The 14,065-nt window shown below is 28.9% G+C and carries 15 protein-coding genes; 11 read left to right on the forward strand and 4 right to left on the reverse strand.

What is annotated here, in order from left to right:
- Positions 1-139 precede the first annotated feature (139 nt).
- Positions 140-1,048 (reverse strand): aspartate carbamoyltransferase, encoded by a 909-nt coding sequence (gene pyrB / locus M2325_RS00355; protein ID WP_209590054.1) that lies wholly within the window; start codon positions 1,046-1,048, stop codon positions 140-142.
- Between the two features lie 145 nt (positions 1,049-1,193).
- Between pyrB and M2325_RS00360 the strand changes: the two genes are divergently transcribed.
- The gene (locus M2325_RS00360) at positions 1,194-1,406 is read left to right on the forward strand and encodes a hypothetical protein (protein ID WP_209590055.1); all 213 of its coding nucleotides are present in this window, start codon (positions 1,194-1,196) and stop codon (positions 1,404-1,406) included.
- A gap of 59 nt (positions 1,407-1,465) precedes the next feature.
- Here M2325_RS00360 and cobM read toward each other — a convergent pair whose 3' ends face one another.
- Positions 1,466-2,233, reverse strand: a complete 768-nt coding sequence (gene cobM, locus M2325_RS00365; protein WP_209590056.1) for a precorrin-4 C(11)-methyltransferase — start codon at positions 2,231-2,233, stop codon at positions 1,466-1,468.
- Positions 2,234-2,486: 253 nt separating this feature from the next.
- Positions 2,487-3,761: an aconitase X catalytic domain-containing protein gene (locus M2325_RS00370; protein ID WP_259050511.1), complete on the reverse strand. Its 1,275-nt coding sequence runs from the start codon at positions 3,759-3,761 to the stop codon at positions 2,487-2,489.
- A gap of 284 nt (positions 3,762-4,045) precedes the next feature.
- On the opposite strand from M2325_RS00370, the gene M2325_RS00375 reads away from it, so the two are divergent.
- Positions 4,046-4,972 (forward strand): coenzyme F420-0:L-glutamate ligase, encoded by a 927-nt coding sequence (locus tag M2325_RS00375; protein WP_259050514.1) that lies wholly within the window; start codon positions 4,046-4,048, stop codon positions 4,970-4,972.
- A gap of 175 nt (positions 4,973-5,147) precedes the next feature.
- Here the strand turns inward: M2325_RS00375 and M2325_RS00380 are convergent, their stop codons facing one another.
- Positions 5,148-6,926 carry a HEAT repeat domain-containing protein gene (locus M2325_RS00380; protein ID WP_259050515.1) on the reverse strand — a complete coding sequence of 593 codons (1,779 nt, stop codon included), beginning with the start codon at positions 6,924-6,926 and terminating at the stop codon, positions 5,148-5,150.
- 447 nt (positions 6,927-7,373) lie between these two features.
- Between M2325_RS00380 and M2325_RS00385 the strand changes: the two genes are divergently transcribed.
- The 9 genes from M2325_RS00385 to M2325_RS00425 all read left to right on the forward strand — a co-directional run bounded on the left by M2325_RS00385 (position 7,374) and on the right by M2325_RS00425 (position 13,980).
- A complete protein-coding gene (locus tag M2325_RS00385) occupies positions 7,374-8,030 on the forward strand; it encodes a flagellin (protein ID WP_209590060.1) in 657 nt (218 codons plus the stop codon).
- A 633-nt stretch (positions 8,031-8,663) separates the two neighbouring features.
- Entirely contained in the window at positions 8,664-9,320 is a 657-nt protein-coding gene (locus M2325_RS00390) for a flagellin (RefSeq protein WP_259050517.1), read from the forward strand.
- Positions 9,321-9,398: 78 nt separating this feature from the next.
- Positions 9,399-10,049 carry a flagellin gene (locus tag M2325_RS00395; protein ID WP_259050518.1) on the forward strand — a complete coding sequence of 217 codons (651 nt, stop codon included), beginning with the start codon at positions 9,399-9,401 and terminating at the stop codon, positions 10,047-10,049.
- 52 nt (positions 10,050-10,101) lie between these two features.
- On the forward strand, positions 10,102-10,821 hold the full coding sequence (locus M2325_RS00400) for a flagellin (protein WP_259050521.1): 720 nt from the start codon (positions 10,102-10,104) through the stop codon (positions 10,819-10,821).
- A 10-nt stretch (positions 10,822-10,831) separates the two neighbouring features.
- Complete coding sequence (locus M2325_RS00405; protein WP_209590064.1) at positions 10,832-11,398, forward strand: flagella accessory protein C; 567 nt, start codon at positions 10,832-10,834, stop codon at positions 11,396-11,398.
- On the forward strand, positions 11,388-12,479 hold the full coding sequence (locus M2325_RS00410) for a FlaD/FlaE family flagellar protein (RefSeq protein ID WP_209631664.1): 1,092 nt from the start codon (positions 11,388-11,390) through the stop codon (positions 12,477-12,479). Before M2325_RS00405 ends, M2325_RS00410 begins: the two co-directional genes overlap by 11 nt.
- A 68-nt stretch (positions 12,480-12,547) precedes the next feature.
- Positions 12,548-12,955, forward strand: a complete 408-nt coding sequence (locus tag M2325_RS00415; protein ID WP_209590066.1) for a FlaD/FlaE family flagellar protein — start codon at positions 12,548-12,550, stop codon at positions 12,953-12,955.
- Positions 12,956-12,974: 19 nt separating this feature from the next.
- A complete protein-coding gene (locus M2325_RS00420) occupies positions 12,975-13,343 on the forward strand; it encodes a flagellar protein F (RefSeq protein WP_245314066.1) in 369 nt (122 codons plus the stop codon).
- Positions 13,344-13,527: 184 nt separating this feature from the next.
- Positions 13,528-13,980 (forward strand): flagellin, encoded by a 453-nt coding sequence (locus tag M2325_RS00425; RefSeq protein WP_209590068.1) that lies wholly within the window; start codon positions 13,528-13,530, stop codon positions 13,978-13,980.
- The last annotated feature ends 85 nt before the right edge of the window (positions 13,981-14,065 follow it).

Here is a 14,065-nt window from a genome sequence, read left to right on the forward strand (position 1 = left end):
TTCGTAATAAATTAACTGCTAACATTTTTAAATAATTACAATACTTCCGATAATAATGAGAGAGCATGCGAGTATCTATACATTGTTAATACATTATGATATAAAAAATTATCTATGATAATATAATTTATTGAATGATTTATTGATTATTGGATTTATATAATAATTTTAATATTGCCATTCTAACAGGTATTCCATAAAAAGACTGTTTAAAATATACGGATTGTTCTAATGAATCTAATTCCTGTTCTATTTCATCAACACGGGGCAAAGGGTGCATTACAATAACTTTTTTATTTTCAACTTGGGATTTGTTTAATTTATATATTCCTTTAACTTTGTGATATTCATTAGGGTCTGGAAATCTCTCTTTTTGGATTCTAGTCATATAAATACAATCAATATTTTCTAAGTCCATTTCTTCCATTTCTTCAAGTGATACTTTTGATTTAATGTCTTCTATTATTTCTTGAGGCATTTTTAATTCTTTTGGCGATATTAATCTAATATTTACGTTTTCAAACAATGATAAAGCTTGACATAATGAATGCACGGTTCTACCGTATTTTAAATCACCGATAAAAGCAATATTTAAATTATCTATTTTTCCAATTTCACGTTTTATCGTGTATAAATCTAAAAGAGTCTGTGTAGGGTGTTGATTAGAGCCATCTCCTGCGTTTATAACTGGAATTTTTGAGCACTCACTCGCAAGTCTTGAAGCTCCTTCATAAGGGTGTCTTATAACTATTAAATCGGCATATCCTCCGATTACAGATATAGTATCTCTTAAAGTCTCCCCCTTGGTAACTGAGGTACTTTTAGCATCTGTAAAACCTATTACATTTCCTCCGAGCCTTTTCATAGCAGTTTCAAAAGATAATCTTGTTCTCGTGGATGGTTCGTAAAATAAAGTTGCTAAAAGTTTTCCCTTCATAAATTCACAAGGTTTTTTCTCTTCAAGTAAATTTTCCATTTCTTCGGCAATTTTTAAAATATTACTTATTTCATTTTTATTTATATCTCTTGTAGAAATTAAATGGTCCATAAAATCACCATATTACCAAATTATCATCAGCATTTTTTATTTTTAAAATATATAATATAATTTTTATATATAGCTATGGATATATTTATGAATATATAAGATGATTTAATACTCAATATTTAATATGCAATATGTTGGTGATATTATGATAACCGAAGAGCAAAAAGAAGATATAAAACTTTATGTAATGCCATATATTCAAAATATGAGCTATATTTCTGAATTAATAAATAATTCAAATGATATGGATGATTTAATTGATAAAGTATTAAAATTAATGAATGAAGATATTGAATTATCCACAAAAACAGATTTGAAAATATTATATGAAAAATTAACTGAACAATTAAAAGAATAAAATTTAAAAAAATAGAAAAATAACAAAATAAATTAAGTATAAGTGGCTAATCTGACGAATTAATCAAATTTAGCTTTCCTGTATTCATGTTCAAATTTTTTATCATATAATTTTGAATATGTATAATTTTTAGGGTCGAGAACATCCCCTACAATTATCAATGCTGTTTTTGTAATTCCTTCATCTTTAACTTTTTGAGCTATATTTTCAAGATTTCCAATAATTTTTTTCTCATCTTCCCATGAAGCGTGATATACAACGCCTACCGCAGTATCTGCGGGATAACCGCCCTCTATTAATTCTTTGCATACTTTTTCAATCATACCTGTACCCAGGTATATTGCCATAGTTGCTTGATGTTTAGCCAATGATTTTAAGCTTTCTTCACTTGGTTTTGGAGTTCTACCAACTGGACGTGTTATAATGACGGTTTGTGAAACGTCTGGCAATGTTAATTCAGATTTTAAAGTAGCTGCTGCAGCAAATAATGAGGTTACACCAGGTATTATTTCTACATCGATATTTCGTTTTTCTAACTCATCAATTTGCTCTTTTATAGCACCATATAATGAAGGGTCCCCAGTATGTACTCTAACTACTTTTTTATTTTCTTTAATTCCATTTACAATTACATCTATAACTTCTTCTAAATTCATTGAAGCACTATTGTAGATTTGTGCTCCACTTGTATTATATGTTAAAACTTCTGGATTAACTAATGAGCCTGCATATATTATAATATCTGCGTTTTCAATTGCTTTAGCTCCTTTAACCGTTATTAATTCCTTATCTCCAGAACCTGCACCAACTATTGTTAATTTATTCATAAAAACACCTTTTAAACTATATATTATACTTGTATTTTATATCTTCATAGTATATTTTCATCTGTATTAGATTTTAATTTAAAATTATCTCTAATAAAAATAACCTAAGTTAATTAAACTAATCTTGTATTAAATTCAACATATTTATATTATTTATATGTATAAAAATATGGTATAAAAAGATTATAGATATAATTTTGATATTTTTAGCAATTTTTTAGCAAATAACTGGTTAATTGGTTATTGATTTAAATTATTGATTTAATCCTTTTCTAATCAATTCTTCGATAGAGCCGTATATTACTTCACTACTACAGAAGTTAGGTAAATATGTAGCTGCTTTTCCTGAATTTGTAGCTACGTACTTATAACCCATTTTTTCAATAGGTGCAACAACCATACACGTATCCACAACTAGTTTACCGCCTGCATCTTCTATAATTTTTGTATAACCCATTCTGTCAGCTATTGCTTTTGTATATATCGAAGTACAAACCCATAAGTCTGTTTTTAACTGTTTTTTCTCTTCAAGAAGAATGTCAACAATTGTTTTTATTTCACTCATGCCACTATGTGGGCAACCGATACATATTAAGTCTATTTTTTGGTCATTATTGAATTTTGAGAGCTCTTCTTCAATCATTTCATTTGTAATTGTAATTTCATCGTCAAATTTTAAATTACCCTTATCAAACTGATTATCATAAGTACAGATGGCTTCAGGGGTTATTCCATTAAAATGGTACAATGCAACACCACCACTCGCAGCTAATGCAGCCCCGAGTCCTTTTAAACACTCACTTTTGATATTTAATCCATCGTTTTTTTGCTTGTTGCTAAAATTAAAGTATGGTATGCCGTTTTTTACAATTCTTCCCACATATCTACCTATTAATCCATAAGAAGCCATGTTATTAATTTTATTGTCACATTTTAGACCAATTTTTTCAAAGTCCAAATCTAAATTAATTTTAAAATTAGGTGTTCTATTTTCGTCCAAATGATAGCCATAGTATGAAGTTTTACCCAATATTGCACTAGCTAATGCAGAGGGTCCCCCTTCTCGATTAGTATAAGCGCCAAGAACGGAATTTGAGTAGCATACTGCAGATGACTCCGCCCACGAGATATGGTCTCTAAATCTTGGTACATTTCCGGATAAGTATGGGGTACAGGTACAACCTAATTCAATCCCCATTTTTTCAAAATAATCTATGATTTCAATCTGTTTTTTTGCAAAATCTTCTGGAAATCCAATATTTTTGTAGTCTATTAAGTCCATACCTGCAGGATTTAAAGTTGTAGGTACTGAAACTTTTAAGCCACTAGCTGACATATCTCTTAAAAATTCTAATCCTTTTTCGCCGATAGTTTTATATGAAACTCCTGAAACCTGGGCTGATGTAACATCTATCAATTTTTCGGCTCCATAAATGTCCCCAAGAGATACAATTAAATTCATACACATTTCGAGAGTTTCTCCGTACTCTCCATTATATATTTTTTCTTCTTCAGTGGTTAAATACAAAATTACACCCTTAATCTTTTAGTAAATTTATAAACTTTTAATTTATTGATTCATTAAATTTTCATGTTATTAATTATACATTTGTATTATATTATAGTTATGTTATTAAGCACTTTTAAATATTATTTATACAAATATTTAGAGAAATTTGGAAAACTATTAAAGTATTATTGTAATGTATTATTGTAATGTATTATTACGTACTAAAATATAATATAAAATTAAAAAATAATCAAAAAATAATCCTAATTTAGAGAATTTTATTAGTTAATATCGATGATAATATGGTAAAAGTAAATTATAAAATAAATTCTGAAATTCCTGATAATTTAAAAAATAGAATAACTGCTAAACCAATACAAACTAATTATTTGTATAATGGCGATGATTTTATATTCGAAACACTTCACTCTCTACGAAGAGAGGTAAATGCAGGTACTTTATCACTAAAAGATGGGGATTTACTAGTTGTTAGTGAAAAATTTGTATCCACCAGTCAGGGTAATTTTGTAGATGAGAATAAATCTAAGCCAAAATTGGGTGCTTATTTTTGTTATTACTGGAGTAAATATATTTGGGGTTATATACTAGGTCCTTTATTAAAAACAAGACCTGACCGAGTATTAAACCTTAGAAAAATGCCTGAAAGAGAAACTTTAAAGCATAAGCAAGTTGTAATTGATAATGTAGGATTTATTTATGCCTTAAAACCTGCTTCTGAAGGAGGAATTGATTTAACAAATGTGCCCGGTACTTATGCTTCTTTATTACCTACTAACCCTAAAGAAACCATGGATAAGTTATACGATGCAATAAAAAAGGAATTTGATGTAGATTTAACAATTATGTTAATTGATACCGATGCAACATATAAGTTTTATAAGTGGTATGTAACTGCACTACCCTATGCTACTGAAGGTATAATCTCAGGAATTGGAGTTTTTGGCTATATTTTAGGTAAAATAGGGAATTTATTAAATTTAGGCGGATTATATGGCGCTACTCCATTGACAATAACGGGAAATAATTTTTATAAAAAATATTCTATGGAATTACTGTTATATATTGCAAATCTTGCAGATACTTCGCAAGTGCCTTATACTAAGTCAATACACGATTTAATGAAAAAATATAATACCTACGTAATAACTGAGAAAATTTTAAGTGATATGGAGCATAGTCCTATAGTACTTGTTAAAATAGACGAGTAATATAAATTAATTAAATTATTTAATTAATTAAACTAAAATGATATAAAACAAAAGTTTATGATATTTAATATATTTTTTAATCTATTTTTAATACATTTTTACAAGGTGCATTCAATTAATAGAGTATATTTATGTATTTAGAGATTATTTTCAATATTAAAAGTATAATATTCCATTACACTCTCTTATCTTTCAAAGTGGTTTCAATCAATGATTGTATCATTATTTCATGCGATAATTTATACAAATCAAATTCATTATCTTGATTATTGTCTACAAAATCCAATAATTCATTTGATAATATAGTTTGCATTGATTTATCTTTCGGGACAATATATACCTGCCTGCCATCTTCAAGCTCTACTTCCATACATTCGGATTTAAGTGCGAGCACAACACATTCTTCATCTGAAATTTCCAAAGTTTGACCAAGTTTTATGTTTCTATTGTTTGTATTTTCGTATTCATTCGACCTATATTCTGCTATTGATATCAATTCTTCAAAATTGCTCAACATTTCAGAATCATAGATGTCCTGAGACGTAATAACTTTTTCAATATTTTCATTGGCATTTACTAATTTATTTTTAGCATTCTTTAATTTTAGAGATAAGTTATCTCTTATTTTTATCGTGTGTTTTTTCAAATCTTCCAACAATTCGTAAGGATATTGTTCAAATACGCACTTTAAGAATGTTATTTCTAAATTAATATTCTTAATACAATTGAATATTAATTCTACAATTTTTTTATCTACATATCCTAATTTAATTAATGATATTGTAGATTCTTTTTTATATTCCGAATTTAAAAATTTAGATTTTAAAATAGGAATATATTTATCCTTACAATATTTATCGAATTTTCCAAAGTTTCCCATAATGGCAATTGATTTTTTAATAATGCTGTCATTATCGTCTTCAATGGTTTTTTCGACAATTTTCCTGTATTTTTTAGCCGTTTTAGATTCTAAATTGGATAATGTCTGTAATAATGTCATTACAGAATATTTTAATTCATAATCTGTTGTATCTATGTAAACTTCTAAATCTAATTCATTTACGTCACTTGGGCTTAGATGACATATATTATTTAAAGTATCAATAGCAGGGATTTTTACATCCCTTTCTTCATACTTTATAAATTCAATAATTTCGGGCATTATGTCCTGAAATTTTTCAGGCTCTAATTTAGACAATTCCGCTATTGTATTAAGTGCAGAAATTTTAATATCCTTATTATTAGAATCCATTTTTAAAATTATTTTTTCGGCATTTGTATATGAAATATTTTTGGGTTTAATATTGTATATTATTTCAAGGGCTTTTATTACTATTTCAGGGTTCTTATCGTCCAAATATTCATAAAGATTATTTGAACTATCTTTGAGTAATTCGGGATTTATATTACTCATATTTTTTAAAATTTCAATCAACAATAATTTAGATTTTATTTTGTTATTTAGTAAGTTTATAAGTTTTTTAGGATTATTACATTTTGGGTTCAATGATATTTTTGAAATTGTGTAAGCTGATGAACATACAACGTTAGGGTTCTCATCGTCTAACATTGCTATGATATGGTCCATATATTCACTAATAAGCTCATAACATACTAATCCTGCATCACCAAGGAATTCTAGGGAATTCTTACGAGTTCTCCAATCAGAATCTTTTAACATTTCAACTATTGTGGGCACCAATGGTTTTAGATGTTCTGGATATGCAGTAACTATTATAGACATGGCTTTTAACGTGGCCCATTTGAATTTAAAGTCTTTATGTAATGATTTTTTGTATTCAGGTATCAATTTATTTATTATTTTTGGGTTTTCAATACTGAATTTACCTGAAAATAATATTTCTCTGAAATTTTTAAATTCGCCAATATTATTCAGATTTAAATTAACCTTCATATCAAAATACTTTTCATCATCTTTGTATCCATTCATCATACTATCACGCTTACAATTAAATAATGGTTATCTTATATAATATAGTTTTTTTGCATATGCTTATGTAGGTTATTTTTAAATTTTACCTACATAACTACCTGCTTACATAAGTACTTAATTAAATACTTAACTAAGTGCTTAATAAACTACAAAAAAAGTATATTATTAGAAAAAGACTATTTTAATATATTCAGATTAAACTGGTTGATATTATTTATATATTATCTATAATTTATCACAGTTAAATTTAATGAATTATCTTTTTATCAATCTAATTACTTTAAAACGTATCTATTACTACAATCTTCGAGTTATGCCTATAAAGCATACGCTAATCGGTATATCTTATTATAATGTTTACTTATTCGATTTAATAATTTTAGTGGAGTACTACTAATTTTGAATTTAGGGTATAAGACTTTACTTTTCACATGCTGGAGGGAAATTATGAAAGTAAAAGAGTTTATGAATAACAAAAAAGGTGCAACTGGTGTGGGCACATTAATAGTATTCATAGCAATGGTATTGGTTGCGGCAGTAGCTGCAAGTGTTTTAATAAATACAAGTGGCTTTTTACAACAAAAAGCTTCATCAACAGGAACAGAAAGCACGGAACAAGTTTCAACGGGATTAAAGATTGTTCAAACATGCGGTAAATTAAATGAGCCAATTATTGATAGGCTTACAATATATGTTACACCTTCACCAGGTAGTAAACCAGTGGATTTAAAAAATACTAAATTATTAATGACCGATGGACATTCAACAGCGACTGTATCTTATAGTAGCACTTATTTTGAAAATAATAATAAACAAATATTTGATGTAACCGGTTCAAAAGCTTGGAATAACGGTGCAATTTTGCCAGAGTATAATTTTGGAGTGATTGTTATTCAAGACGACGATGGTTCATGTACTGCAGAATCTCCCGTAATTGGAAAAGGTGATATGGCAGTAATAACAATAAATTGTACAAATTTAGACTTAGCACCTAGAACAAGGTTGAATGGATATTTACAATCAGAAATAGGTTTTAAAACACAATTTACTTATATCTTACCAAATGCGTATGATAAAACTGAAGATGTAGTTATATTACAATAATAGCTAAATATTTAACAAATTAGTTATTATTCTTTTTTTAATATATTATTAGTTTATCCTTTGACATTTCTTTATTTTTTATTTCTAAATATCATTATATATTTTAACTATAGTTTTAAGTTGATTAAATTATAATTTTTATGGATTATAGTATTATAAACTATTATTTGTATCAACAACTAACTTAAAAAAAGTTATTTTTTTAATTAATGGGGGTAATTTTAAATAATATGATTATATTTAATATGGATTTTTGAAGCTTTATATTATAATCTATAATAAATTAGGATTTATTTTTTATAAAAAATTATATAATATGTTTTAAAACTAATTTTAAGATTTATTATCTATTTGTTTTCTTTTATTTTAATTTAAATCTAAGTTCTTACCTACATAACTAACTACATAATTATATACATATTTACATACCTAATCATATACCTAAATAGTTACATAATAAACTACATACTCAACTACAATAGACCCTACATAACCAGGTACAAAACCATATGCTTAAAGAAGTGCAAAAAAAGTATATAATAACAAAAAACAACATATTTATTCGGGAACATCCCCCAGGGGTAAATACAACTATGCATAAGTAGACTTACTAAAATACCTCGGAGGTATAGTATGAACATAAAAGAATTTTTAAGCAATAAAAAAGGTGCTTCAGGAATTGGTACCTTAATAGTATTCATAGCAATGGTATTAGTTGCGGCAGTAGCTGCAAGTGTTTTAATTAACACAAGTGGCTTTTTACAACAAAAAGCTTCAACAACAGGAAAAGAAAGTACAGAACAAGTTGCAAGTGGTTTACAAGTAACCGGTGTAACCGGTGTTAACAGTACTGACAGTGAAAATATTACACACATTGTAGCATACATTACACCTAACGCAGGAAGTTCAGCAATTGACTTAAGTCAAGCTAAATTATTCGTTACATACAATGGCGTAAGTGCTGTTTTAAAAGCAAATGAATCTGCAATAGATGGTACATCAGGAACACCTGACGTATTAAGCGCTACCTTATTATCAAATACATCTGCTACCGAATACCAGGTAGTTTCATTACAGGACTTTGACGGTTCAGTAGCTAAAAACCAAGTTATCAACAAAGGTGACTTAGTGGCTATTGCAATTAGTACTGGACAAGTTTTCTCATCAACAAAAGGTATACCTACCAGAGCACACGTTTCAGGTAAATTACAACCAGAATTTGGTGCACCAGGTATCATTGAGTTTACAACACCAGCTACATTCACAACAAAAGTTGTTGAATTACAATAATTAACTTAATAATTAAATAAATAATAATTATTTCTAATTACTATTCGACTAAATTATTAAATTTAAGAGGTTATTCTTATGAAAATAAAAGAATTCATGAGTAACAAAAAAGGTGCTTCAGGAATTGGTACCTTAATAGTATTCATAGCAATGGTATTAGTTGCGGCAGTAGCTGCAAGTGTTTTAATTAACACAAGTGGCTTTTTACAACAAAAAGCTTCAACAACCGGAAAAGAAAGTACAGAACAAGTTGCAAGTGGTTTACAAATATCACAAGTTATGGGAATGCACAACAATTCTAACATAAACAAAACTGCAATATACATTTCACCTAACGCAGGAAGTTCAGCAATTGATTTAAGCCAAGCTGTAATCATGTTATCAGATGGTTCAAACAAAAGAGTTTATAAATACAATGAATCATCATACAAAGATTTAACCAATGGTGGAGACATCTTTGATAATGCTAACGTAGAATGGATTAAAGCAACTGCAACAAAATTCGGTATCGTAGTTATCCAAGATGCTGACGACTCATGTACTGCAGCTAACCCAGTTATCAACAAAGGTGACTTAGTAGCAATTACACTTAACACAACATCATTCTCAACAACTCCAAGAACATCAATCACTGGTACAGTTCAACCAGAATTTGGTGCACCAGGTATCATCTCATTTACCACCCCAGCTACCTACTTAAACGATTCAAAAGTAGTTCAATTACAATAGATAAATTAAGGTAACACTTAATTTATTTTTTTTATATTGAGGTGGATGGCGCATGTTAAAAAATTTCATGAAAAATAAGAAGGGTGCCGTCGGTATTGGTACGCTGATAATTTTCATAGCTCTTGTTTTAGTAGCGGCCGTAGCTGCTTCAGTTATTATAAATACAGCAGGTAAATTACAACATAAAGCTGCAGTGGTTGGGCAAGAAAGTACCCAGCAAGTTGCAAGCGGTTTACAAGTAGTTAAAATAACAGGTCACAGTGTTGACCAATATAATTTAGATAAAATAGCAATATTGGTATCTCCGAATATTGGGGATGAAATTGATTTGGCAACCACTGTCGTTACATTTTCTACAGATGATAGAAAAATGTCTCTATTATACGATTCTAGTAATGCAAGTAATGGTGGAAAGGTAAGATTGTCAACGGCAAATGGTACATCAGATATTTTCAAATATGATGACGTATATGCCATAGGTGCATGGCCTTTTGAAGATCCAACCTACGGTCAAAGTGACCAAGACCCTAATGAAAAGAAATTCGGTATCGTAGTACTCCAAGATATGGATAATTCAGTTTCTGGAGAACATCCTACCGTTAATTACGGAGATAAGGTGTTATTAGCTATAAATATAGGTAATATTGTCGGAGAAAATATCGGCAACAGAATAAGAATTCAAGGGGAAGTAGTTCCTGAATTCGGTGCACCTGGTATAATAGATTTTACAACGCCACCAGTATATGCAAATAGAGTTGTAGCACTCCAATAACGGTGATAGTATGCCCAATATCTCTGAAATAATCGATGATATAAAACAGAAGATCAAATTGGGCAAGAAGAATGATACTACACCTCTTGAAGATGATTCTGAAGACGAATTCAGCTTCGTATTAGATGAGGAAACCACAGCCGAATCAGATAATGATTTAGTAGCTGCAAATGAAGAACTTCTTGCCAAAATGGGTGAACTTGAATCCAAGTTTCCGAAGATTGAAATGATGGTCACCAACCTAAGAAAAGAAAATGAAAATCTTAGAAGTGACATTCATAACATAAACGAGAATTTTCAAGACATGATGGCTCTCTATGAAGTGGTTTCAAATCAAATAAATCCATTTATTGGAATTTCCAAAGTTACTGCAACCAGTATGGAAAAAGTGGAAAAAATTGAACATGAATCTACGAATCTTAAAAAAAGAGTTGAAGAGTTACAAAATGATGTAGTAATTCTTGCAAATGTATACTTACAAGAACATGATATTGACTTAGATGGAGTAATTAATGAAATACTCGCAGAAGAAGAATTCTCCAAAGCGATATTAGGAGAGGATTCCGATGATTGGTAAAGTAGATATGGATTACGCTTCTCTTGAAGAAGAGTATATGACAGAAAGTGAAATGGAAGACTATCTCGATGAATTAAGACATAAGATTCCATCATTTATTGTAGAATTATTGAAAAATAATTTAAAAAACAGAAATTTGACCCGAAATCAATTAAATAAAATCGTAAATAGAGTTTCAGACCTTTACTTCGGTAAGAAACCAGAAGATAAAAAAGCTGCTGAATTAACTAATAAAATAAATGATTTAAGTCATAAACTAGATGCACTGATGAAAGTAGCAACTGTATCATCTGCAACAAAGGTTTCGGATGATATTAAAAAGGAAATTGATAATTTAGATGAATTGGATTTAGCTGTCGAATCTCCGAAGGTATTAGAAAGCCCAAAAACTTTGGAGCCTGTTCAAAAAATTGAAGAAATAGATGAAATAGAAATTTCTGAAATTGATACTGACGACGAATTGCCAATTTATGAAGAAGAATTAATTCCTGAAATAGAATTAATTGAAAATCCCGAAGTTGATACAGAAGTTGATACAATTAATTCTGAAAATTACAATAGTGATGTAGTAATAAATAATTCAGCAAAAATCGAATCCTTACCTGAGCCTACTAAAGAATTAGATAGAACTACAGGTCTTGAAAACGAAGTTAAAATTCCTATGGATTATGTGGAGGTAAAAAATATGGAGTCAGAAATTGCTAAAATCAATGAAAATACTAGACTTCACGAATTGCCAGAAGATACATTGTCAACAATGCTTATATTCAAATGGTTAGAATTTTTAATCAGCAGAGTTGGTACAAATAACTTAGTAGATGTTTTAGACTACTACTATACATTAAAATGGATATCTGGTAAATCAGTAAATAAATTATTGAAAATCTCAAAAAATATGAAATATTTCCACGAAGATATGGAGTGGAAAGCAAGTAAATCAATGACCCCTGAGGATCACGTAGTTTCTTTACTCTACATTGAAAAATTGGCTGGAAGACCAATTTCAATGGATGAACTTGAAGAAATGGAAAGAGAAATTACAAGAATCAAAAAATGGGCGAATGAATTACAAACATTGTAATATATTTGATTATATCTTATAAACTGTATAATTATTAAAAAATAATAGGAATTAATGGAGTGAATTATATGAACACTGCTACATTATCGTCAATCTTGCTTGAAAGCCACAAACCTGCAAAATTAGAAACAATCCCTGAAGACTCATACTCCTCAATCTTTGTATTTAAATGGTTGGAGTACTTATGTGAAAGAGTAGGTCATTCAAACGTTCCAGATGTTTTAGAATTCTACTACAATTTAGGATGGGTTTCAGATAAAGCTATCGCTAAATTATTAAAATTCTCAAAAGGAATCGGATTAGATGACGACGAAATTGAAACATCAGTAGGAAAATTAACTATTGCTGACCACTTAGTATCTTTATTATTTATCGAAAGATTAAATGGTAAAAAAGTATCTTCTGAAGCATTAGATAAATTAGAATGGGAAATTAGAAGAATTAAGAAAGGAGCAGAGCAATACTATGGGATTTAGTTCTACTGTAGGGTCGGTTTTGATACTAACAACACTACTGATCTGTTCTGTATATCTTTACAGTTCAGTGGATGTTGTATCCTCTAAATTTACAAATGCTTATTCTCAGCATGCAGAAAGTTTGCAGGGTAAGATGAATGAAAATTTAGAACTTGTTGAAATAACAAAATTAGGTGATGATATAGTTTTGAAACTGTCCAACAATGGCACGGAAACGTTAAGTTGTGAACATTGGACTGTTATGTACAATGGGACGCCTAAAGCCTATATTGCAAATCAAAGTTATGTAGCACCAATGGATACGGTTCAAATATCAATAAATGGATCGACACCTTGTAGAATTTCCTTAATTTCCGAATATGGGAATAAATACTATTATAAATTGTAATATACAACAGTATTAAATAATTTGATTGTGGTCATACAAACAAATATATATTAATATTATAGATTTGTATATGTCAAGAAATTAGAAAATATAAGATTTATAAAAATTTATACCTACTCAAATATTTGATTAAATATAAATTAAAAAATAATTATTTTGTTTGACTGCTGTCAAAGGTGATTATATGGCTTCGAATGTATTTTCAGAAATCATTTTATTTGTTAGTGTTTTGATAATCACTGCAGCAGTATCTGGAATTCTTGCAACGAGCACTCATAAAATTTCATTGGGGTTAGAACAAAGGGGTGACGCTCTTTCGTCTCAACTTACGAAGGATTTTGAAATAATAAATGACCCAGGATATGTTCTCAAGAATGCAACAGATACTACAATGATATATCTAAAAAATACGGGTAAATCTCCTATAACTTTCGATAAAGAAGTTATAAGTGTATTGGTTGATGGAAATCCTGTGGAAATATCCAATACTTATGTTGAAGGCGATAGCTCTGTTAGAGTGCTGGGTAGCTCTAAAGTTGGTAAGTTACACATAACCTACAACACAAGTGGTTACCATAGATTTAAAGTTGTAACTAGTGAAGGTATTGCAAGAACTTTTACCGGAGAAATAGTTTAAATTAAATTTATACTTTACAATACAATTATTAATTATTATCAGTTTCATACTGATAAATAATATTCATTTTGTTATTATATTGAAA

Origin of the sequence: Methanococcus voltae PS, assembly GCF_024807035.1 — an archaeon.
GTDB classification, from domain to species: domain Archaea; phylum AGJL01; class Methanococci; order Methanococcales; family Methanococcaceae; genus Methanococcus; species Methanococcus voltae.

Bases quoted from the DNA above. Each gene is read 5' to 3' on its own strand.
- pyrB (WP_209590054.1), bottom strand. From the start codon at position 1,048: ATGGACCATTTAATTTCTACAAGAGATATAAATAAAAATGAAATAAGT.
- M2325_RS00360 (WP_209590055.1), top strand. From the start codon at position 1,194: ATGATAACCGAAGAGCAAAAAGAAGATATAAAACTTTATGTAATGCCA.
- cobM (WP_209590056.1), bottom strand. From the start codon at position 2,233: ATGAATAAATTAACAATAGTTGGTGCAGGTTCTGGAGATAAGGAATTA.
- M2325_RS00375 (WP_259050514.1), top strand. From the start codon at position 4,046: ATGGTAAAAGTAAATTATAAAATAAATTCTGAAATTCCTGATAATTTA.
- M2325_RS00380 (WP_259050515.1), bottom strand. From the start codon at position 6,926: ATGATGAATGGATACAAAGATGATGAAAAGTATTTTGATATGAAGGTT.
- M2325_RS00385 (WP_209590060.1), top strand. From the start codon at position 7,374: ATGAAAGTAAAAGAGTTTATGAATAACAAAAAAGGTGCAACTGGTGTG.
- M2325_RS00390 (WP_259050517.1), top strand. From the start codon at position 8,664: ATGAACATAAAAGAATTTTTAAGCAATAAAAAAGGTGCTTCAGGAATT.
- M2325_RS00395 (WP_259050518.1), top strand. From the start codon at position 9,399: ATGAAAATAAAAGAATTCATGAGTAACAAAAAAGGTGCTTCAGGAATT.
- M2325_RS00400 (WP_259050521.1), top strand. From the start codon at position 10,102: ATGTTAAAAAATTTCATGAAAAATAAGAAGGGTGCCGTCGGTATTGGT.
- M2325_RS00405 (WP_209590064.1), top strand. From the start codon at position 10,832: ATGCCCAATATCTCTGAAATAATCGATGATATAAAACAGAAGATCAAA.
- M2325_RS00410 (WP_209631664.1), top strand. From the start codon at position 11,388: ATGATTGGTAAAGTAGATATGGATTACGCTTCTCTTGAAGAAGAGTAT.
- M2325_RS00415 (WP_209590066.1), top strand. From the start codon at position 12,548: ATGAACACTGCTACATTATCGTCAATCTTGCTTGAAAGCCACAAACCT.
- M2325_RS00425 (WP_209590068.1), top strand. From the start codon at position 13,528: ATGGCTTCGAATGTATTTTCAGAAATCATTTTATTTGTTAGTGTTTTG.